A 22,406-nucleotide genomic window follows, 5' to 3' on the forward strand; every position below is an offset into this window, starting at 1 on the left:
ATCTTTTACTTCCTAGAAAGCCATTTTTCTTGTACACTAGACTTTGAAGGAGCGAAGCAAATGGATATTTATTTAAAACGTGCCATCTTACACATCATTGATCGTGAAGCAGGTGATCCTGTTTATTCGCAAGTTGAATTAGATTTAACGGCTGAATATATACGCGATTATTTAACAAAAAAAATTCAAAAATTATCAACAGCACAAACTAAAACAGGTGTTTTAGTTGAGGACTCTACTATTGGCCAATTAGCCAACGTGGCGGAATCAGACTTCACTCAATTTAGCGAACACTTTGTTGCTCGTTGGTATGACATCTACCATCAAAGCGAAGATGCCCCTAGTGCAGACGTCTTTATCGTTTTATACGAAATGGATACAGAAATGTATGTTGCCTTTCTGAAAGTCAATTACACGGATGCTTATACGCATTTCGTTGAGGCTGATGAAACCGGCATCCAAAACAAATTAATCATTAACCGTGCTATTTTAGGTGGAAAAACACAAAAAGCAGATGAAGGCTTAACACTGAATCTAACAACTTTAGCTTATGAGCTAATCGAAAAAAAATACAGCTTTTCAGGTGACAAAGGTTTCTATTTCTCGACGAAAGTTATTGAATCTCAACCTGTTCCTTCTCTAGAAGAAAATGTCAAAGTCATCAAAAAAGTGGCGGAAAAAATTGGGCAAAAATTTGAAGCCCCTTCTTATGATATTATAGCGGATGTAAAAGAAGCGGTCTTTGATACGATTGAAGAAACGGGACAAATTGACGCGAAAGAAATTGCCGAAAAAGTGTTCAAAGATAATATTACGGCACAAATGGCATTCCAAGAAGAAGTCGTGGATAAAGGGTTTGTTAATCGCGCGCCCATGTTACGAGAAGTGAAAGAAATCTCTGAAAAAAAATATGGCAAACAAAAACTGAAATTGTCTAACGGTATTGAATTAATTGTCCCTTTAGATGTTTACCGTAATCCTGATTTAATCGAATTCGTCAATAATCCTGATGGAACAATTTCCGTCACAATTAAAAATGTCGATGAAGTGATTAATCGTCTATAAAAAAGAAAGACTGACGCAAAAAATTTAGCGTCAGTCTTTTTACTTAATTACTATTTTTTGTTTTTGAATCGTATCTTCAGTGCTGATATATTTTTCAGCATTTTCAGGATCCTGTTTAACTTTATTTAAGATTTCTTCATCTGTCGTTGTCAAAACAATCCCCACTACACCATCATTGATTTTTTCATAAGGGATAAAGGCTGTCATGCGATCAGTCGCTTGTTTTTCAGTTCCGATTTGAACAGTTTCTTTGGCATCGTATAAGCGTACAGAGTAATAGCCTACATCGGATTTATATTCTAAATAATACGTTTTTTCAATAGGTCGAGTTAAATTGGTTGTGTTGAACACTTCTTGCTCTAACTCTCGATTAGCAAGATTAATATTAATTAAATAAATACTTTTTTCTTTTGGTTCAACAATTTCATAGGTAACAACTTTCTCCTCATTACTAGGAATCGGCTTAACAATAGTCGATTCTGCACTGTTCGAATGACGATTATTATTTATGATAAAAAAGAAAGCAAACGCAATTAATAAAACAAGCGTAGCAAGTAAGCATTCTGGTTTTCTCTTTTTCATATTGTTCCCGCCCTTCTCCCGATAATTTCTTATTATATCATCTGAAATTTTTTAGAACCGTTTTTGCCCCAAACGTTAGAAATTCATGCCTGAACGTCGAAATCAAAAAAACGATTGACAATTTCTCAAGGAATTTGCCAATCGTTAGCGTTTATTTTTGAATGGATGCGAGAATCCTCCGTGCAGTTGCTTCATTCATTGTCGTTTTCTTTAATTCGTCAGCAACTTTTTGAATGTCTTCACCTTTTGCGCCAACGCTTAATGCTAAAGAGCGAGCTTGTAATGACATATGCCCTTTTTGAATTCCTTCTGATACTAAAGCACGTAAGGCCGCTAAATTTTGTGCTAAACCTACTGCAGCAATCACTTCTGCTAACTCTTTGGCCTGATCTACTGCCAATAGTTGCAATGCAATTTGTGCTTTAGGCAAAACTTTTGTTGCGCCACCTACAGTTCCTAAGGCTAAGGGAAGTTGAATCGCCCCATGCAAATGAGTATCCGTCATTGTCCATTGACTCAACCCTCGGTACTGTCCATCACGCGCCGCATATGCATGAATAGCAGCTGATGCCGCACGTGTATCATTACCTGTCGCTAAAATCACTGCTTCTACGCCATTCATAATGCCTTTATTGTGAGTGGCAGCACGATAAGTATCTAGTTGGGCAAACGTTGATGCGGCTGCAATTTTTTTAGCGACTTCCCAACCATTTTTGCCCAAAGCATCAAAAGAAATAGCACAAGAAGCATTAACTACTGCTTCTGTTGGGTAATTACTCAAAATACTGAATAAAATTTCTTCATCAAACCATTCACGAAAAACATTCGCAATACCTTCTACTATCGTATTGACTATATTAGCACCCATCGCATCTTGTGTATCCACAAGTAAATCCACGGATAGAAAACTTTCATTTTCTGGAAAATCACGAATAAGAATTTCTCGTAATCCTCCGCCACGTTTAACGATAGAAGGATAGACTGTTTGAGCTGTTTCAAATAAGACCGCTTGCTTGTTCTCAATTGTTTGGCGAATCATTTGTGCATCGTGAACATTCATAAATACAATTTGTCCACGCAATAATTTTTGTGTCATTTCACTTGTGAAACCACCGAATGAAGAGGCCATTTTAGCACCATTGCTGCATGCAGCAATCACAGAAGGTTCTTCTGTTGCCATGGGTACCACATAGGATTTTCCATTAACGATAAAGTTTAAGCCAACTCCCAAAGGCGTCGATACTTCACTAATTTGATTTTCAATCAAATGATTGGCAATCTCTTCTGATAATGCCATCGTCATCAATTCTGGTTTTTCATTGACAGTCAGCACTTTTTTTTCAATCAATTGATCTAAGCGTTCTTCTCTAGACAGCTCATAAAACTTTTTTTCAGATTTGCCTGCTCTTTCTAATAAAACAGCTAACCCTAGTCCTCCACCTACACATAAAGAAGCAATTGCATAGTGGCCATTTATCCGATTCAATTGATGCGCCGCAGTTGTCACAATACGCGTCCCACTTGCACCAATTGGATGACCTAAAGAAATGCCACCACCACAAATATTGAGTTTTTCATCAGGAATAGCCAATTCTTGTTGAACCACAATAGAAGATGCTGCAAAAGCCTCATTAATCTCAAACAAATCAATTGCATCTATCGATAAAGCGTTGCGTTCTAGAAGTGAACGAATCGCTTTAATTGGCGAAATCCCCATAATACTTGGATCAATGCCGACTTCTGTAATATCTTTAATCACAGCAAGATAGGGCAATTGATGCTTTTCAGCAAATGATTTTGATGCAAGTAAGACACCTGCTGCACCGTCGTTTAATGTAGACGCATTACCAGCAGTTACTGTGCCTTCTTCTTTAAAAACAGTGCGAAGTGTTCCTAATTTTTCAAGAGTCGTTTCAGGACGAATGCCTTCATCTTTTGCATACACTGTCTCTTCTACTTCTATTGGTAAAATCTCTTCTACAAAATAGCCTTTTGCTTGTGCTGCTGCTGCTTTTTTCTGTGAATATAACGCAAACGTATCTTGTTGTTGGCGTGTAATAGTAAATTGTTCCGCTACATTTTCAGCGGTCAAGCCCATATGCTTGCCACTAAAAGCATCTGTTAAGCCATCTTTAATCATCACTGGTTTTGGTTGGCTATAAGAGTCTGTTTGTTTATCATATTGCGACAGATAAGGTGCTTGACTCATACTTTCAACGCCACCTGCTAATACAACCTCCGCTTCACCTAATTGAATTGCTTGTCTAGCTAAGGCGATTGCTTTCAAACCAGATCCGCAAACCTCATTGATTGTTGACGCTGGAATGTCATAAGATAACCCACTATTTAACGCAATTTGGCGTGCAGGATTTTGACCATTCCCTGCTTGTAAAACATTCCCAAAAATAACTTGTTGTACTTCTTTTTGTAGCATTGGATTTCTTTTTAATAGTGCCTGTGTGACGGTTGTCCCTAACGTAACAGCCGAAACTTGATTAAATTGACCTCGATACTTTCCAATTGGCGTTCTCAAGGCATCAATAATTACAACTTCTTCCACTTTGCCACCTCCAAAATGAACTATAGCATTCTTCTGTTGAAAAAAAAACTTTCTCTTTATTATAACCATTTTTTACTAAAGATTCTTTAACAATCTTTAAATTATCTGCTATTTTTTCCCTAATTTTCACAAAAATATGTTACTTTATAAAAGTAAACTATCGTTAAAGGAGATTAACTATGACTGTTGGTATAGATAGAATCAGTTTTTTTGTTCCGCCTTATTTTATTGACATGACGGATTTAGCTCATGCTCGTGATGTTGATCCAAATAAATTCCATATTGGGATTGGCCAAGATCAAATGGCTATAAATGCCAAAACACAAGATATCGTAACTTTTGCGACCAATGCAGCCAAGCATATTTTGACAGAGGAAGATTTAGAAACAATTGATACAGTAATTGTGGCAACTGAATCAGGGATTGATGAATCAAAAGCCGCTTCTGTTGTCCTTCACCGTTTGTTAGGAATTCAACCTTTTGCTCGCTCATTTGAAATCAAAGAAGCTTGTTATGGGGGCACGGCAGGTTTGCAATTTGCAAAAAACCATGTGACTCTTCATCCTGAAAGTAAAGTCTTAGTCGTCGCAACCGATATTGCGCGTTATGGTTTAAATTCTGGTGGTGAACCAACACAAGGTGCTGGGGCAGTTGCGATGTTAATTACCGCTAATCCTAGAATTTTAAGTTTGAATGATGACAATGTGATGTTAACGCAAGATATCTATGATTTCTGGCGACCAGTTGGCCATGATTATCCACTAGTTGATGGACCACTATCAAACGAGACGTATATCAATGCCTTCCAAAAAGTTTGGCAAGAAAATACACGTCGAAATGGTTATACACTAGCCGATTATCAAGCCTTAGCTTTTCATATTCCTTACACAAAAATGGGCAAAAAAGCCTTACTTGCTATTTTAGAAAATGAAACAGAAGACGAACAAGCGCGCATTCTTGCACGCTATGAAGAAAGTATCGCTTATAGTCGCCGAATTGGGAATCTTTATACGGGTTCATTATATTTGGGCCTCATTTCACTCTTAGAGCATGCCACAAGTTTAAAAGCTGGGGATCGAATTGGGCTTTTTAGTTATGGCTCCGGTGCTGTTTCTGAATTTTTCAGTGGTCATTTAGTTGAAGGCTACGAACACTATTTGTTGGCCGATGTTCATACTGCTCTATTAGAACAACGTGTTAAATTATCAATTGAAGCCTATGAAGAATTATTTAATGACAAACTAGATACAACTATTGATGGAACATTTGATGACGATACTCTATTTAGTATCTCAGAGATTCAACATACCATTCGTTCATATCGGACAAAATAAACAGTGACATCCTTTCATGTAATATGAGGGGATGTTTTTTATTGACGAAAATTTCTGAAGATTTGAAATTTTCGATTGACTTAACGCCCCTTTTTCTCTTATACTGAATACATTCAATGTGGAGGGATTATTATGACCAATCTAAATACGCAAACACAATTGAATTACTTTTACTTTAGCTATTTTAGATAGGCTTGTAGTCGGCAATTTGGGTACAGGCGGAAAAATTATTTTCGTATCTATTTGGCTAGGGTCTTTTGTTAGCCATGTAGACACTTCCTAAATGGCTGAAAATGTTGATTTTAAGATGTTTTTCATCCATTTAGACACTTGTCTGAATGGATTTTTTATTTTTAAAAATTATTCTAGGGGGAAAAAAAATGAAAATGAAAAAATTAGTTACAACTAGCTTTGTTGCGTTGAGCGTATTTGCTTTAGCTGCTTGTGGTACATCTAACGAGGAGTCTAGTGGTGATAGCGATGCAAAAAGAGTTGGTGTTTTACAAATTGTGCAGCATGGTTCATTAGATGCAGCATACGAAGGTTTTAAAGAAGGTTTAGCTGAAGGCGGCTATAAAGAAGGCGAAAACTTAGTCATTGATTATCAAAATGCTCAAAACAATCAAGACAATTTGAAAAGTATGAGTGAAAAATTAGTCAAAGATAAGTCCGATTTATTATTAGGGATTGCTACTCCTGCTGCTCAATCGTTAGCCAATGAAACCCAAGATATTCCAATTGTTGTGACAGCAGTTACGGACTTAGCAGAAGCAAAATTAGTTGATTCCAATGAAAAACCAGGTCGTAATGTGACAGGAACAACCGATATGGTCCCAGATATTAGCAAACAAACCGATCTATTATTAAGCATCATTGATAATCCAAAAACAATTGGTATCATGTACAATGCTGGTGAAGCAAATTCAAAAATTCAAGCGAGCTTAGCAAAAGAAGCCTTGGAAAAAGCTGGTGTTGAAGTCAAAGAATTAACGGCAAACACTACCAATGATGTGCAACAAGTTACTACAAGTTTAGCCAAAGACGTTGATGGCATTTACATTCCAACCGACAATACCTTTGCCAGTGCTGCAACTGTGGTTGGTGAAGTAGCGAAAGAAACAAAAACACCAATCGTTGCGGCTTCTATTGAACAAGTAGAAGCTGGTGGTTTAGCAACATACGGTATTGATTATGAATCATTAGGTAAACAAACTGGTTTAATGGCAGCAAAAATCCTTGATGGCGATGCGACACCTAGCACCACGCCTGTAGAATACGCTAATGAATTAAAATTAGTCGTAAATGAAGAGATGGCAGAAGCGTTAGGTATTGATCCAGCAAGTATTAAAGCACCTGAATAAGGCGTTTGCGAGGACGATACTCACTCGTCCTCGTTATTATTTTATAAGATTTGAGGAATGAGTATGGATATATTAATTCTAGTACAGTCAGCGACTTCCCAAGGGGTCGTTTGGGCATTGTTAGCGATTGGTGTTTTTATCACCTTTCGAATTTTAGATATTGCAGATTTAACCGCCGAAGGAAGTTTTCCACTTGGCGCGGGGATTGCGGCAATTAGTATCACAAGTGGTTATTCACCATGGATTGCCACCTTATTAGGATTTTTTGGTGGTGTATTAGCAGGTTTGGTTTCTGGATTACTTCATACGAAATTAAAAATCCCTGCTTTGTTAGCGGGAATTATTACAATGACTGGCTTATATTCTGTCACTTCACGTGTAATGCAAGCTCCTAACATCGCATTATTAGGAGAAAAAACAGTTTTTAGTTGGTTTCAATCATTAGGTTTAAACAAAATTAATGCCACAATTATTGTTGGTACATTAATTGCTGCACTGGTTATTTTATTGCTATTTTTATTTTTCCGCACAGAAACTGGACTAGCCATTCGTGCAACTGGCGATAATATTGATATGAGTGAGGCAAACGGTATTAATACCGACAACATGAAAATGATTGGTTATATGATTTCAAACGGTTGTATTGCCCTATCAGGTGCGTTAATTGCACAAAATAATGGGTTCGCTGATTTGAACTCTGGTGTTGGGACAATTGTTATTGGGTTAGCTTCGATTATCATTGCAGAAGTTTTATTCCGTAATCAACCGTTATTGTTCAGACTAATAACGATTGTCGTTGGTGCAATTATTTACCGATTCATTTTAGCAATTGTTTTCGAATTAAATGTCGAACCAGCCGATTCAAAAATTGCCTCTGCCATCGTCTTAGTTTTATGTTTATCGTTACCACAAATTCGTGGAAAACTAGGGCTAAATAAATCAAAAGGAGGCGTGAAAAAATGACTCCCGTATTAGAAATTAAAGATTTACACCAAATTTTTGAACAAGGAACTATCAATGAAAATCACGTCTTAAAAGGCATTGATTTAACTATTCAACCTGGAGAATTTATTACGATTATTGGTGGAAACGGTGCTGGTAAATCAACTTTATTAAACAGTATTGCTGGTGCGATTCCTCCAAAACAAGGAACTATTTTACTAAATGGCAAAAATGTGACGAAAGATTCTGTCATCAAACGTTCAAAATCAATTAGTCGCGTATTCCAAGATCCAAAACTGGGGACTGCGGTTCGTTTAACAGTGGAAGAAAATTTAGCTTTGGCTTTAAAACGTGGGAAAAAACGTGGATTTAGCTTGGCTGTTAAAATGAAAAATCGTCCTTTCTTCAAAGAACAACTTGCTACGTTAAATCTAGGATTGGAAAATCGTTTAACTGCTGAGATTGGGTTACTTTCAGGTGGACAACGTCAAGCTATCACGCTATTAATGGCAACTTTGGTTCGTCCTGACTTAATTTTATTAGATGAACATACCGCTGCATTGGATCCTAAAACCTCCATTACAGTGATGGAATTAACGGATCGTTTAATTAAAGAACATCAACTAACAGCTTTCATGGTTACGCATGATATGGAAGATGCCATTAAATATGGTACTCGATTAATCATGCTCCACCAAGGACAAATTGTAGTGGATATTTCCGAAGAAGAAAAACGTCATTTAACCGTGCCACAATTAATGGAAATGTTCCAAAAAAATAGCGGTACTGAATTAAAAGATGACCAGTTATTATTAAGTTAACCAAAATTGCCCGTAGTGATTTTTTCCATCACTGCGGGTAATTTGTTATAAAAAAAGACAATTACCAAAATGATAATTGTCTTCACAACTGGGGTAGCTGGATTCGAACCAACGCATGAGGGAGTCAAAGTCCCTTGCCTTACCGCTTGGCTATACCCCAAGATTAAATATATTAAAGGGCGACCGATGGGAATCGAACCCACGAGTGCCGGAGCCACAATCCGGTGCGTTAACCACTTCGCCACGGTCGCCATCATGTCATCTTATCTAACAAATTTACTGTTAAATTCGCAACGACTCAACTATTATAACATCGCCTACTTTATTTGTCTACCTTTTTTCTGTTATTTTTCATAAGAATTTCAATTCTTCAGAACAGACGAAAAAAAATATTTCATCGCCTACTCTCATGGCGATGAAACATGTTATAATTTTTTTATCTTAATAAAAGGAAGTGTGACACAATGATAAAAGTTGGAATTATTGGTTATGGTAATTTAGGACGCGGTGTGGAGCGTGCGTTAAAACAAAATAAAGATATGGAATTAGTAGGTGTATTTACGCGACGTGCTCCAGAAACAGTTACAACAGAAGGTGCCTCAGCTTACACAATGGAAGATTTAACTGCTTATCAAGATAAAATCGATGTTTGTATTTTATGTGGCGGTTCTGCAACTGACCTACCTATTCAAACACCAGAATTAACACACTTATTTAATACAGTGGATAGCTTTGACACTCATGCAAAAATTCCTGAACATTTTGCTAATGTTGATAAGGTTGCCAAAGAAAATCAAACCGTTTCGATTATCTCTACAGGTTGGGATCCAGGTCTCTTTAGTTTAAATCGTTTATACGCACAAAGTATTTTACCAAATGGCGAAACCTATACTTTTTGGGGCAAAGGTGTGAGTCAAGGACATTCTGACGCGTTACGTCGTATTGCCGGTGTGGCTGATGCTACGCAATATACTATTCCCAATACAGAAATTATTGAACGTCTAAAAGCTGGTGAAAAGCTAACTTTAACAACACGTGATAAACACTTGAGAGAATGTTTTGTTGTTTTAGAAGAAAACGCGGACGCTGAAAAAATCAAAGAAGAAATCGTGACGATGCCGAATTATTTTGCAGATTACGATACAGAAGTTCATTTCATCTCGCAAGAAGAATTAAATCATGACCATAAAGCAATGCCTCATGGAGGTACTGTTTTGCATACTGGAACGACACATGAAAATACTAAGCAAGTGATTGAATACAACTTATATTTAGACAGTAATCCTGAGTTTACAGCAAGTGTTTTAGTTGCCTATGCTCGTGCTTGCGCTCGTCTAGCAAATGAACAAACATTTGGCGCATATACTGTGTTAGATATTGCACCTAAATATTTATCACCTATTTCAGATGAAGAATTAAGAAAAGAGTTACTATAAAATAGCAACAAACTGGAAAAACCGAGTGTTTTCCAGTTTGTTTTTTTATTTAAAAAATCGTAGGAATCATGCCTCCATCTAATCGCAAGGCAGCTCCTGAAAATGAACGAGATGCCGGACTTGCTACGAAGACGACAAAGCGTCCAATTTCTTCTGGACGAATCAAACGTTGAATTTGCGATAAGGGTCGATGATTTTTCATGAAATCTGCTTCCCAGTCGGCTTCATCTAAACCACTTCCTTGATACATGGTAACTAACATGTCGTGCACACCTTCAGTTAAGGTTGAACCTGGCAAGATTGTATTCACAGTGACATTGGTCTGTTTTGTTAATCTCGATAAACTTTTGGCTAAGGATAAATTCATGGTCTTCGTCATACTATATTGTGCCATTTCACCAGAAGGCATCAAAGCTTCTTCACTAGCTATAAATAAAATACGACCGAAATCATTGGCAAGCATCTTTGGTAAATAAAATTTCGCCAGAGCATTTCCAGCTAAAACGTTTGTAGTAAAATACGTTTTCCAAACTTCATCCGTAATCTCAAAGTAATCTATTGGCTGAAAAATCCCCATATTATTAATCAAAATATCAACCTCTGGAAATGCAACGAAAAGTTGTTCTCTTTGTGTGTCTTTGGATAAATCAAATGGTGCCGCTTGCGGATTAGTTTCAGGAAATTGTTGTTTTAATTCGTGAACTACCTCTGAAACAGCTTCGGTCTGTCGTCCATTAATAATCACACTAGCTCCTTCACGTGCAAATTCTATTGCAATAGCTTTCCCAATCCCTTTCGTTGACCCTGTGACTAAAACTGTCTTATTTTTTAAATATAACTCCATGTTTTCCCCTCCTTAAAAATCAAATATATCTGGATCTGGTCCCACACGTAAGTTTTCGTTCAATTCGTTCAATCGCGCCATATCTTCCGAAGCTAATTCAAAATCAAAAATTGCAGCATTGCTCAACATTCGATTGGAATGAATGGACTTTACCACTAATAAAATATCTTGTTGCACCTCCCAACGCAAAATAACTTGTGCTGCTGTTTGATGAACTTTTTCAGCAATTTCTAAAATCGTGGGATGAGTTAACAACTCGCCTTGCATTAATGGTGACCAAGCTTGAATATGAATGTCATGTTTCCGGCAAAATTCTCGTAATTCGTTTTGTGCTAACTTAGGATGTAATTCAATTTGATTCAATACAGGTTTCACTTTAGCAAAAGAAAATAACCTTTCTAAATGATGAATTTGAAAATTACTTACACCGATAGCTTTAATTTTTCCTTCATCATACAATTCTTCCAATGCAGACCAAGCTGCTTCAAATGCATTATTTCCTGGCCAATGAATCAAATACAGATCTACGTATTCCAATTGCAAACGTGCTAAACTTGCTTCGAAAGCTGCTTTTGTTTCTTGTTTTGTTAAATGATTATTCCAAACTTTAGTTGTAATGAATAAATCTTCACGTTGTAAACCAGTTGCCTTTAGCCCTTCTTGAATTCCCAAACCTGTAGCCGTTTCATTGCCATATATTTCTGCTGTATCAATTAAACGGTAGCCATTCACAATGCCAGTTTTAACAACTTCGGCAGTTTGTTCTTCAGGAATTTGAAAGACACCTATTCCTAATCCCGGTATTGATGTTCCATTATTTAGTTTTATTCTATCTGTTAACGATTGAATCATGTGTATCATCTCCTTGAAAATTTCTATGTGTATCATATAATGAAGATACTTAGATGTATAGTACGTACTTTTTTGTATGATACACACTCAAAAGTATGTATTGGATAAATAAAGGAGTTTGGAATAAAAAATGACAGAAAAAATTTATAATATTGGTGTTGAAGCAACAATGGACGTTATTGGAGGAAAATGGAAACCGATTATTTTATGTAATTTACGTGAAGCACCGTTACGTCCAAGTGACCTTCAACGCAAAATTCCTGGTATTAGTCAGAAAATGCTCACACAACAATTACGCGAATTAGAACAATCAAATATCGTTCATCGCAAATCGTACAATCAAGTTCCGCCTAAAGTCGAATATGCCCTAAGTCAGTATGGTCAAACCTTAAGTACTGTGTTAGATAGCTTGTGCGAATGGGGTAAATTACATGTCAATACCTTACAAAAACAAGGACACCAGATTATTCTTTTGGAAGAGGAATAAAAAAACTGATTTGAGTCTTGTTACTCAAATCAGTTTTTTATTAATACGCTAGGCGATAAATAAATTCTTTCAAAATTTCTTTGCCGCGTTCTAAATCTTCCGCAGTGGTATACTCATACGGAGAATGTGAAATGCCATTGCGACTTGGAACAAATAATAACGCTGTTTTGGTCACAAGATTCATGACCTGGGTATCGTGGCCAGCACCACTTGCCATTTTTTCGTAGCTACTATTTTTATCGTGGCAAATTTCTTCTAATAATGATAAGAAACCTTCATCCATTTTTTCAGAAGGTTCATTTAACCAGCGTTCTACGATAATCATTGTTTCTTGTTTTGCAACATACGCCTGTAGTTTTTCTTCAAAGTCATCCAATACCTCTGCATTGATATGACGGACATCAATAGAAAAAACAGCTTTTCCGGGAATAACATTGACTACATTAGGGCTTAACTGTATTTCTCCAACGGTATATACAAAAGGCTCTCCAATTTGTTGGGCAACATTTTCTAAATAAGTAATCAATTGAATCGCATGTTTGAAAGCATCTTTACGCATCGACATAGGAGTTGTTCCTGCATGATTCGCTTCGCCATTAATTGTTACAGTAAATTTCTTTTGAGCCACAATTCCTGTTACAAGTCCAATTTGTTTTTGTTTGATTTCTAATACAGGGCCTTGTTCAATATGGATTTCAGCAAAACTGATAGGCATTTGCGCCTTCCCTATCGGAAATTTGGCTTTTAACGGTGCCAATGCCTTTTCACGCTCCTCGATAAAAGAGAAACCCTCTCGATCTTGCAGTTGTTTTATATCCGGTAAGGCATCAATCACATTCAATGAACCTGAGAAATTCATGGGAAAACGACTACCTTCTTCTTCAGAAAAGATCAATACTTGCAAATCATATGTCGGTTGACCATATTGCTCAACCAATTCTTTTACAGAAACAATCGCTGCTGCGACACCGTATACCCCATCATATTTACCAGCATTTACTACGGAATCAATATGACTACCTAAAGTCACAGCGCCTTCTTTTGTGCCTTTAATCGTTAAAATACCATTGCCCATTTCATCAATAGCCACATCCATACCTAATTTTTGAGCAAGTCCTAAGAGATAGTCTTGCGCTTGTGTCCAGCTTTCTTGGTAAACCAACCGCGTGATTTGCGGTACTGGATCATTCGTAAAAGTTGCTATTTTTTCGATGATGTCATGAACCGTTAATTCTGATTGAACCATTTAATCACATCCTTTTAGCACTAGTATAACGTAAACAAAAGAAAAACTCTCAAAAATTTCTTTTCGAGAGTTTTTCCGTTAATTCGCAAATAATTGTTGGCCAAAGTACTCACCTTTTTTTAAGCCTTTTTGGCAAGCATACAAGCCATTACCAATCGGAATTGTGTATTCGTTTAGTTTATCTTTTCTACCCATTAGTTGTAGCATGGGAATATATTGTTCTTCAGGATTTTGAGTAAACGCAATAAATAACAAACCAGCATCAATAGTACCGGTTATCTCGTCAATCCCATTTTGATAAGAATACGCCCGCCGATGCATTTTCTTTTTAACATCTTTGGCTAATTTAACATGGGAATCAATCGGCTGTTTAGACAAAATGACCGGTTCAAACTCTTCTTGACGCCCATAAGCTGCCCCAGATTCTTTTTTACGTCCAAAGGTATCTTCTTGATCTAATAAACTTGAACGATCCCAAATTTCCAAAAGCATCTTGATTTTCCGATAACCGAGATAGGTCCCTTCTTGAAACCACGTTGGTTCTGTCTGATCGGCCCACACAACTGCATCATAGCCTGTTTTTGTATCATGTTCAACATTTGCTGTTCCATCTTTGAAACCAAATAAATTACGAGGTGTTTCGTCTTTGCCACCTTTGATAAATCCGTTTTCTAAAAAACGAACTGTTGCTCGTCCCGAACTCATTCGAATTAAATTACGCACGGCGTGGAACGCAACTTGCCGATCATCAGAACAAACTTGGAATAAAATATCTCCATCCGACAACTCTGATTGCAACGAATCGTGCGCCATCTTAGGCATTGAATTGAGATAAATAGGTTTCTTATCGCGAATGCCAAAACGGTCGACACCATCTTTTTCAAACAAAGACAGACCATAACCAATCGTAATCGTTAAATTTTGTGCATTTAAGCCTAAACTATCGCCAGTGTCATTCGGCGGCAATAGCTCATTGTTAGGATTTTCCATGGTTTCACCTTTAGTAACGGTTTGTGCAAGCATGGTCCAATCTCTTAATAGTTGTTTTACTTCTTTCACAGTGTTTAAGGTCAAATCAAATGCAACAAAATAACCATATTCTTGTTGCGGGGTAACAATCCCTGCTTGATAGGTTCCAAAAAAATCAACGACTTGCTGTGCATTTGTCTGTTTAGTCGCTTGTTGCAACAAGTCTATTGAAGTTGTCACGCCAGAAGTAGCCGCAACAATTCCTACACCAGTCAGAGCAGATAATTTTAACATGTCACGCCGAGAAATCTTTTTTTCAAATAACTTGTCTTCTTTCTTACTCATTTTTTTCAATCCTTAATTAAAAATTGCGCCGGTTTTCGCCATCAATTCAGCTAGTGTTGATAATTCTGTACTGATTTCACGAATCTGTTCTTTACTCAATTCTGTATAATCCACATAACTATCACCAGATTGATAGGCTGCTAATTTTTCTTCCATTGTGTTGAATTGCGTGTCTAATTGGTTTGCTAATTCTTCGTCATTTTCATTCAAGGCAGGAATAATTGCTTGATAAACAACTTTTGAGCCTTCTACGTTAGCTGCTAAATCGGATAAATCGGTATGTGAGTAGGCTTCTTCTTCCCCAGTAATTTTTGTCGTCGCTGCTTCATTCAGTAATTCCATCGCCCCAGCAACCATTTGTGTTGGTTCCATTTCCAACGTTTTTACTTGGTCGTCTAATTTTTTAACATCAGCATCTAATTTATCCGCAAATTCTTTCATGCCTTCTGTCGTATTATTTTCCCACAGCGCACGTTCAATTACATGGAAACCAGTCCAATCGGCTTCAGAGTCAACATCATTAATACGTGCATCAATATCAGGATCTAAATCACCAAAGCTTTCTGCTACTGGTTCAATTCGTTCATAAAATACACGTGATTTCACATATTCTGTTTTTGCTGCCTCAATGTCATTATTGCGTACCGCATCCGTGAATTTTTTTGTTGCAGTGACTAATAAATCACTTTGTTCTTGCAAATAGCTTTGATAATTTTGAACTGCTTGATCTAGAACTTCTGATGTTTTTGCTTTTGTTTGTTTGGCATTTTCTAATTTCGTTAATGAGTCTTCTAAACCAGTAACATTTTCAGCAATCACTTCAAAATCAGGTTTATCGTATTGTGCACCATAAAAGATTGGTGTTTCATATTTTTCGACCGTGCTGTATTCTAACGGATAGGCTTTACGAACATCATTTTCAAACGCTAACCAATGTTTGTGCATCGCTTTTGAATTATCAAGTAACGCTTTAGCATCTTGTTTATCTACGGCATCTTTAACTGTTGCTAATTCATCACGCATCGTTTGAATTTCTTTTTTTAAGGCTGCGTCATCGACATCGTTTGCAGCAACTTCACTAGTTGTTGTAGATGTTGCTTGTTCTTCTGTTGAATCAGCAGATTTAGTTGTGGTTCCACATGCACCTAACACCATTGTTGATACGAATAAGATACCTAAAATTTTATTTTTCATGAGAATTCTCCTTTTTTCTTTGAAGTAGATAGACAATAATAATCCCAATAATTAAGAGTTGCGGGATAAATGAAATCCATGATGGATAGATACTCAATGCCGTCACAGTTGGTAAATAGGTTTCTACCTGATTTGGCAATTGGTTGGCTAATTGTAAACTATGAATTCCCGAGCCCATAAATTTAATTGCTAAGTAAAAAATCACTAAACTAGATAATGTGAAGAAAGCTTTTAACGGTAAGCGACGTTCAAAAACAAATAAAACAATCGCAACCACAGCTAATAAAAATGTCCCCAATAAAAATCCAGCAATCAATTGTTGCATAGAAACTTTTCCTACTAAACCGATAATAAAAATAACAATTTCTAATCCTTCACGAATCACTGCTAGAAAGGCTAACGCGGCCAACCCTACAACTCCACCAGTCGCAGAATTTTGACTTTTTTCTTTGTAAAAGCTTGTCATTTTTTGTACATCCGATGATTTGTGCATCCAGATTCCAACAAATACTAGCATTACACTTGAAAAAACACCTGAATAGCCGTTAATCAACTGACTATTAGTCCCAAAGGCAACCACTGATAAAACATAATAAACCAATACACCAATCGCTAAACTCGTTAAACCACCTAAAACACTGCCTCCTAGAATCCAACGTTTTGCTTTTTTACTGTTTTCTCGTTGTTTAACAACTGAAAGCAATAAACTGATAATCAACATTGCTTCTAAACCTTCGCGAAAAGGAATCATTGCTACATCAATTATCGAATAGTCAGCTGAATCAATCGATGACAACTCTTTTTGCATGTCGTCAATGGTTGCTAGAATGGCTTCTTTATTTTTAGTTTCAGCAGCATGTTTTAAATCCAATAAATTTTTTTCTGAATGATCGTAAATCGCTTGTGAACGACTAACTACATCTCCTTCTACGGATAACCATTCGGAAGCTAATTGCTCGGTTGTCACTTGTACTTCTTCCCAAGATTCCTCTTGAACCATTGTCTTTAGTTGCACCAACTTATTGATATATGCTCCTAGCGAATGCTCTTGTTGATTCATTGCCACAATAGCTTGTTCCAGAGCAATTAGCTCTTTTTTAGCTTCAGTTGAATCCTCCAACAATAAGGCAATTGATGCTTGTCCAACTTTTAAATCAATTTGTTGAGCGACAGTGGTATTTTTCTTTTTGGCTGCTTGCTTTTCCATAGTCCACCACTTTTTTACTTCCTGGTACGTTTGCTCGGCTTTATCAAAATCAGCTTGATCCACCCAAGACAGCGTTTCTTCAATACTCGCTGTCGGTTGAGCAATATCGAACGCTATTTCGTCAGCACGATGATTTGTCGTAGTCAAAAAAGCAAAAAACAAACTCACACTAAGGAAAATTTGCACAAGCATTCTTCTCTTGTCCACGATGATTTTCTAACCTCCTATCCACCTAATTGAGAATCATTCTCATGATAATCCTTTAACATTTTATTTGTCAACACTTTTTAATCGTTGACATCAAAGTATTTTAGGATTAAAATTTCATTAGTTGAGAATGATACTCATTTAGAAAGAAGGAAATTATCATGGCATTAGGACCAGGAAGTATTGCATTGATTGTCACTGCAGGTTTAATTGTTTTTGGGCCAAAAAAACTACCTGACTTAGGTCGTTCAGTTGGTGAAACATTACGTGAATTTAAAAAGGCAACTTCTGGCATGTTGAGTGACGAGGAAAAAATAGCGTCCAAACAAACATATCAATTGAAGCGAAATTCTACGAAAAAAACAGCCCACTATGTTGTAAAAAAATCAGAGAATCATGATTTAAAACAATGACCATTCTTGAACATCTCGCAGAATTACGGGGACGATTGATTCAAGTTGCTTGTTTCTTTTTTATCGGATTTTTTGGAGCTTTTTTCTTTATCAATCCAACTCTCGTTCATTATTTAAAAGCACAAATTCCCTTTTCTTTAACGTTATATACGCTACGAATTACAGAAGGGTTAGAATTATCTTTTGAATTGGCGGCTCTTTTAAGCACGATGTTCATTTTTCCCATTATTTTATGGAATATTTGGGCCTATATAAAACCTGGCTTATATCCTGAGGAACAACAGCTTGGCAAAAAATATTTTCCCTATATTTTGTTTCTATTCATCATCGGAATTGTATTTGGATATTTCGTAGTTTTTCCTGTTACAGTTGAAGCAATGTTACATTTTTCAATTAATCTAGGACTTACACCACTGATTACCTTAAAAGATTATGTCTTACTACTAGTGAAACTAGTATTTTCATTTGGTGTCTTGTTTCAGTTACCAGTTTTATTAGTATTGCTAGCAAAAACGGGACTAATCACCTCCCTATTTATGAAGAAAAAGCGAAAATATGCCTATTTTATTATTTTAGTCATCGCAGGTATTTTAGCACCACCAGAATTGACTTCTCACCTCGCAATGACCTTACCACTCATTGGCCTATATGAATTGAGTGGCATTCTTGTACAAAAAATGGAAAAAGACTCGTAGTTTCGTGAATGAAACTACGAGTCTTTTATTTATGCATTTTCCGATGCTCCTGATACTGCGTCAACGTCACCATCTTGATGATCATTAACCGTAGCGCTTGTTGCAGCATCTACATCACCAACTAATTTTTGACCCGTTTGTTGTAAATACCAATCAATCGTTGGTTTTAAATCCCAAATATATTCATTGATACCAACATAATTCCCTTCGTCATCATGAATTGCTTGGTAATTGTGGACCACATATTTATCTGGACCATGTGTTGGTACATGAACTTTTACGCAATCTTGTGCGCCTGAACGTAGTTGTTGGATGACCCATTCCACACCTTTATAAACACGTTCTGGATGGCACTTAGCTAACGGGTTACCAACTTGGCCTGGCGTACGAGACGCCAGCATATCTTCTGCTTCTTTTGTATAATTGTAATATAAGAATTGATTATTATTGTCGGCATAAGTCAATTCCATCGGCATAGAGGAAAGGAAATAATTTAATTGATCTACAGTTAATAAGCCACGATTCAATTTCACATACTCGCTACCTTCTGCGGGTTGAACAATTTCTGATGCTTGTTCTAGCCAATCATCAGCATACATATCGACACCTTCAACCGTCGTATCAACGGTGCCTGTAGCGAATAAATCTTCTGGTTCTGCCACTGGTGCTCCTTGTACTACTGTTACAACATTAATAAATTGAATGAATTTTTCTAACGTTGTTTGTAAAAAATCAACGGTACGTTTTTCTTTTAACTCACCTTTTTCATCAAAAGCTTCTTTAACTTTGCCTAATAAAAATTCATTTCCTGGCATCACCATTGCATTCACACCCGGTGCATCCAAAATTTGGCGTAAATGAAGCTGCGCACGAGAGGAGCCTTGATCGTAATAGGAAGCTCCTACAATCATCACAGGTTTATTTTCTAGTGGATGAATTTTGAATGATAACCACTCTAAAACACTCTTCAACGCTGCTGGAATAGTATGATTATGTTCTGGTGTCGCGATAATAACGCCATCTGCTTGCAAAATTTTATTACTTAGTTTTTGAATTGGGGCACTATTGGTTTGATCGTCACTTTGGTTAAATAATGGGATATCTTTAATTTCTAATACTTCTAATTCAAATAGATTCCCAAAATGTTTTTTGATATACGTTAATAACTTTCGATTATACGATAATTCCGCATTTGATCCGACAATACCTACTAATTTCATATTGATTCACTCCTTTATACTTCTTCCCAAGAAAAGTTTTCTGCTGCTTTTTTGTTCATCTCATGTGCATGGGTTAATTGCTTCATAATTTCGACAAAAACTAAGAAATCAGTAAATAATCCTTCTAATTGCTCAATTTGTTCAGGATTTTTCAATTTGTTTTCATCGTCAAATGCTTGCAAAGAATGGCTTAACAAAAATTCTGAACTTGGCATGATACGTGCCTTTAATTCTGGAGCATCTAAAATTTGACGTAAGTGCATTTGAGCGCGTGAAGAACCTAATGTACCATATGAAGCACCTGTGATCATGACAGGTTTATCGACAAACGGATAAATTCCATACGACAGCCAACTTAATGCATTCATCAAAGATGCAGGTACTGCATGATCGTATTCAGGTGTACTGATAATTACGCCATCCGCCGCTTCAATTTTATCTGCTAATTGTTGCACGGTTTCAGGAACCTGAATTTCTGCTGGTTTATTAAAAATTGGAATGTCTTTAATCTCGACAATTTCAATTTCTGCTTTATCAGCAAAATGTTTCTGCATAAAATGTAATAACTGACGATTTGTTGAATGTTCTGAGTTTGTGCCAACGAGGCCAATAAGTTTAACCATGTAATAACTTCCTTCCTTTTTTATAAATATTTTTCAATCCCGTTTGAATACAGGATGTGTTGATTTTTAGTAATAATGATGCCATCTATAGTGGGTAATTGATTTAGTTCACTCAAAATGTCTGCTGCTGTTTTTCCGAATAAACGTGTTGTCCAAATTTCACCATCCAAGGAAATCTTAGAGACAATTGTCAAACTCACCACATCCGTTTCAGCAGGATAACCTGTTTTGGGATCTAAAATATGATGATATGTTTTGCCATCTTGCTCTAATTGCCGTTCATAGATTCCTGAAGTCACAATCGAACAATCTTTCACTTTTAAAGTCAGTGCATATTGATTTCGTGCTGCAAAAGGGTTTTGTACGCCAATTTTAAAATAGCCTGCTCTTCTCGTTGGACAAGTACCAAAAACGACTAAATTTCCCCCAAGATTGATAATTCCTGATTGTGCACCTTGTTCTTTAAAATATTGAACCAATAAATCAGCAAAATAACCTTTTGCTAAAGCCCCTAAGTCAATCGCCATCCCTTTTTCTGTTAAATAAACTGTTTGATGTTCTTCATCAAGCTGAATATGATGCGGATTGGTTTTTCGTAACAAAGCTTGAATATCATTAGTTGTTGGGATATGTGCATCATCAAAACCGATGCGCCAGCTTTGCACTAAAGGACCAATCGCAATATTTAAGCGGCTACTGGAGGCACAGCTATGATGCGTACCAACTTTGATTAATTCATATAATTGTGGATGAACTTTTACAGGTTCAATACCTGCACATTGATTCACAAATGTTAGTTCAGAAGCCATGGAATTCGCACTAAAGCGTTCTTCATAAATTTTTAGTCGTTGATCAGCCTCTTCTAAAAGTGGTTCTGGGTTTGCGTGATTGATTGTTAATTGAATAATCGTTCCCATGCGCCGAATGATTTTCGTTTTCTGCATGTTTTCGCCTCCTTCAATCTAGCCTTGTTTCACTTGTTCTTCAAGGAGTGCAAGTTCATTTAAAGCAATTTGATTCCGATTGATTTTGGAATAGGCGCGTGCATCGTAAATTAATTCAAGAATGATGGCTTGCTCTTCACTTGTCACAATAGCATTTTTAGCTAATTGAACAGCAGCTCTGGCTAAATAATAAGTTACGTGATTATCTGAACAAATAGTTACAGCATAGTGTAATAACGCATTACTTAACTCTAACTCTTGAATGTGTGCATAAAATACCCCACTTTGAAAAACAATGTGTAAAACACGCCAAGTATCTTCCATATCTTTAATTGGGTATTGATAAATTTGTTCTAAAACCTTGTTGAAATAAAATTCAGCTTTTTCCTCTTGCTCTTCTCTCAAATAAATCATCCCAATTCCGGTATAAGCTAATAAACGAAAAATAGGTTGGCTTTCTGTTAATAAAATTTGGTCAAAGACAAACATAATATCCATGACTGGTTCATTTTGAAAAAACATGATAAAACCTTTTAAATAATAATAGCGTAAAACGGCATTGGCTTCTTCGGCTTCAATCAATGTAATACTTGCTAACAAATCAGCAGCTTGCTGATATTCACTCGTAATTAAGAAAAATTCTGCTTGATTCATTTTTTCTGTAATTTCTGAATTAGGAATTTCAACTTTCGGAAATAACTCACCTAAGGATAGGTTCAATCGCTTGCATAATTTTAATAAAATTTTCAATGTCGGTATTTGTCCATTATTCTCAAAACGACTTAAAGTTGCTTGGGTACAAATACCATCTGCTAATTCACTTTGAGAAATCCCTAATGCTTTTCTAGCTTCAACAAAACGTTCAATATTCATTGCCTCACCTCTTTAAGAAAACATAAGATTGATAATATTTTCACATTACATCACAAATTCTACTATTCACAAACTTATTTGTCAACGTTCTCATATAATTTTTTATATAAAAAACAATTACTATAAAGTAAAAAGTGTAAAAAAACATTATGTATCAACAAAAATCTATTATTTAATATAATTTAT

The 22,406-nt window shown here is 36.3% G+C and carries 20 protein-coding genes, 2 tRNA genes and 1 pseudogene; 9 read left to right on the top strand and 14 right to left on the bottom strand.

Going from position 1 to position 22,406, the window contains the following annotated elements:
• Nucleotides 1-60 precede the first annotated feature (60 nt).
• Nucleotides 61-1,065: a nucleoid-associated protein gene (locus DOK78_RS12400; protein ID WP_207872112.1), complete on the top strand. Its 1,005-nt coding sequence runs from the start codon at nt 61-63 to the stop codon at nt 1,063-1,065.
• Nucleotides 1,066-1,104: 39 nt separating this feature from the next.
• On the opposite strand, the gene DOK78_RS12405 is transcribed toward DOK78_RS12400, so the two are convergent.
• A complete protein-coding gene (locus DOK78_RS12405; RefSeq protein WP_207872109.1) occupies nt 1,105-1,647 on the bottom strand; it encodes a hypothetical protein in 543 nt (180 codons plus the stop codon).
• 151 nt (nt 1,648-1,798) lie between these two features.
• Entirely contained in the window at nt 1,799-4,207 is a 2,409-nt protein-coding gene (locus tag DOK78_RS12410) for a hydroxymethylglutaryl-CoA reductase, degradative (protein WP_207872106.1), read from the bottom strand.
• A 179-nt stretch (nt 4,208-4,386) separates the two neighbouring features.
• Here DOK78_RS12410 and DOK78_RS12415 point away from each other — a divergent pair, with 179 nt between their 5' ends.
• The 4 genes from DOK78_RS12415 to DOK78_RS12430 all read left to right on the top strand — a co-directional run bounded on the left by DOK78_RS12415 (nt 4,387) and on the right by DOK78_RS12430 (nt 8,665).
• Nucleotides 4,387-5,541 carry a hydroxymethylglutaryl-CoA synthase gene (locus DOK78_RS12415; protein ID WP_207872103.1) on the top strand — a complete coding sequence of 385 codons (1,155 nt, stop codon included), beginning with the start codon at nt 4,387-4,389 and terminating at the stop codon, nt 5,539-5,541.
• 380 nt (nt 5,542-5,921) lie between these two features.
• Nucleotides 5,922-6,902, top strand: coding sequence for an ABC transporter substrate-binding protein (locus tag DOK78_RS12420; protein ID WP_207872100.1), 981 nt, complete (start codon nt 5,922-5,924; stop codon nt 6,900-6,902).
• Nucleotides 6,903-6,965: 63 nt separating this feature from the next.
• On the top strand, nt 6,966-7,865 hold the full coding sequence (locus tag DOK78_RS12425) for an ABC transporter permease (RefSeq protein ID WP_422389684.1): 900 nt from the start codon (nt 6,966-6,968) through the stop codon (nt 7,863-7,865).
• On the top strand, nt 7,862-8,665 hold the full coding sequence (locus tag DOK78_RS12430; protein ID WP_207872094.1) for an ABC transporter ATP-binding protein: 804 nt from the start codon (nt 7,862-7,864) through the stop codon (nt 8,663-8,665). The genes DOK78_RS12425 and DOK78_RS12430 overlap by 4 nt, the downstream gene beginning before the upstream one ends.
• 88 nt (nt 8,666-8,753) lie before the next feature.
• On the opposite strand, the gene DOK78_RS12435 is transcribed toward DOK78_RS12430, so the two are convergent.
• Together DOK78_RS12435 and DOK78_RS12440 are read right to left on the bottom strand one after the other, a co-directional pair.
• A tRNA-Gln gene (locus tag DOK78_RS12435) sits at nt 8,754-8,825 on the bottom strand.
• An 18-nt stretch (nt 8,826-8,843) separates the two neighbouring features.
• A tRNA-His gene (locus tag DOK78_RS12440) sits at nt 8,844-8,916 on the bottom strand.
• A 213-nt stretch (nt 8,917-9,129) separates the two neighbouring features.
• On the opposite strand from DOK78_RS12440, the gene DOK78_RS12445 reads away from it, so the two are divergent.
• Nucleotides 9,130-10,101: a diaminopimelate dehydrogenase gene (locus DOK78_RS12445; RefSeq protein WP_207872091.1), complete on the top strand. Its 972-nt coding sequence runs from the start codon at nt 9,130-9,132 to the stop codon at nt 10,099-10,101.
• A 49-nt stretch (nt 10,102-10,150) separates the two neighbouring features.
• Here the strand turns inward: DOK78_RS12445 and DOK78_RS12450 are convergent, their stop codons facing one another.
• Both DOK78_RS12450 and DOK78_RS12455 read right to left on the bottom strand, forming a co-directional pair.
• Complete coding sequence (locus DOK78_RS12450) at nt 10,151-10,945, bottom strand: SDR family NAD(P)-dependent oxidoreductase (RefSeq protein ID WP_207872088.1); 795 nt, start codon at nt 10,943-10,945, stop codon at nt 10,151-10,153.
• A gap of 12 nt (nt 10,946-10,957) precedes the next feature.
• Nucleotides 10,958-11,797: an aldo/keto reductase gene (locus DOK78_RS12455; protein WP_207872084.1), complete on the bottom strand. Its 840-nt coding sequence runs from the start codon at nt 11,795-11,797 to the stop codon at nt 10,958-10,960.
• A gap of 130 nt (nt 11,798-11,927) precedes the next feature.
• Between DOK78_RS12455 and DOK78_RS12460 the strand changes: the two genes are divergently transcribed.
• Nucleotides 11,928-12,284 (top strand): winged helix-turn-helix transcriptional regulator, encoded by a 357-nt coding sequence (locus DOK78_RS12460; RefSeq protein ID WP_207872080.1) that lies wholly within the window; start codon nt 11,928-11,930, stop codon nt 12,282-12,284.
• A gap of 40 nt (nt 12,285-12,324) precedes the next feature.
• Here DOK78_RS12460 and DOK78_RS12465 read toward each other — a convergent pair whose 3' ends face one another.
• From DOK78_RS12465 to DOK78_RS12480, 4 genes are all read right to left on the bottom strand, one after another.
• Nucleotides 12,325-13,530, bottom strand: a complete 1,206-nt coding sequence (locus tag DOK78_RS12465; RefSeq protein ID WP_207872077.1) for a M20 family metallo-hydrolase — start codon at nt 13,528-13,530, stop codon at nt 12,325-12,327.
• A gap of 78 nt (nt 13,531-13,608) precedes the next feature.
• Nucleotides 13,609-14,844, bottom strand: a complete 1,236-nt coding sequence (gene efeB / locus DOK78_RS12470) for an iron uptake transporter deferrochelatase/peroxidase subunit (RefSeq protein WP_207872074.1) — start codon at nt 14,842-14,844, stop codon at nt 13,609-13,611.
• A 12-nt stretch (nt 14,845-14,856) separates the two neighbouring features.
• On the bottom strand, nt 14,857-16,038 hold the full coding sequence (gene efeO, locus DOK78_RS12475) for an iron uptake system protein EfeO (protein WP_207872071.1): 1,182 nt from the start codon (nt 16,036-16,038) through the stop codon (nt 14,857-14,859).
• The gene (locus tag DOK78_RS12480; RefSeq protein ID WP_207872067.1) at nt 16,028-17,452 is read right to left on the bottom strand and encodes an FTR1 family protein; all 1,425 of its coding nucleotides are present in this window, start codon (nt 17,450-17,452) and stop codon (nt 16,028-16,030) included. Before DOK78_RS12480 ends, efeO begins: the two co-directional genes overlap by 11 nt.
• 161 nt (nt 17,453-17,613) lie before the next feature.
• Between DOK78_RS12480 and DOK78_RS12485 the strand changes: the two are divergent.
• Both DOK78_RS12485 and tatC read left to right on the top strand, forming a co-directional pair.
• Nucleotides 17,614-17,757: pseudogene (locus tag DOK78_RS12485) on the top strand (twin-arginine translocase TatA/TatE family subunit); the annotation flags it as partial.
• A gap of 104 nt (nt 17,758-17,861) precedes the next feature.
• The gene (tatC, locus tag DOK78_RS12490) at nt 17,862-18,560 is read left to right on the top strand and encodes a twin-arginine translocase subunit TatC (protein ID WP_207872061.1); all 699 of its coding nucleotides are present in this window, start codon (nt 17,862-17,864) and stop codon (nt 18,558-18,560) included.
• Between the two features lie 29 nt (nt 18,561-18,589).
• On the opposite strand, the gene DOK78_RS12495 is transcribed toward tatC, so the two are convergent.
• From DOK78_RS12495 to DOK78_RS12510, 4 genes are read right to left on the bottom strand one after another with little or no spacing between them, the layout of a single operon-like run.
• Complete coding sequence (locus tag DOK78_RS12495; protein ID WP_207872058.1) at nt 18,590-19,780, bottom strand: NAD(P)H-dependent oxidoreductase; 1,191 nt, start codon at nt 19,778-19,780, stop codon at nt 18,590-18,592.
• Between the two features lie 14 nt (nt 19,781-19,794).
• Entirely contained in the window at nt 19,795-20,403 is a 609-nt protein-coding gene (locus DOK78_RS12500; protein ID WP_207872055.1) for an NADPH-dependent FMN reductase, read from the bottom strand.
• A gap of 20 nt (nt 20,404-20,423) precedes the next feature.
• Entirely contained in the window at nt 20,424-21,347 is a 924-nt protein-coding gene (locus DOK78_RS12505; RefSeq protein ID WP_207872052.1) for an FAD:protein FMN transferase, read from the bottom strand.
• Between the two features lie 18 nt (nt 21,348-21,365).
• Nucleotides 21,366-22,220 (bottom strand): helix-turn-helix domain-containing protein, encoded by an 855-nt coding sequence (locus DOK78_RS12510; protein ID WP_207872049.1) that lies wholly within the window; start codon nt 22,218-22,220, stop codon nt 21,366-21,368.
• Nucleotides 22,221-22,406 lie beyond the last annotated feature (186 nt).

The organism is Enterococcus sp. DIV2402 (assembly GCF_017426705.2).
In the GTDB taxonomy this organism is placed as follows: domain Bacteria; phylum Bacillota; class Bacilli; order Lactobacillales; family Enterococcaceae; genus Enterococcus_F; species Enterococcus_F lowellii.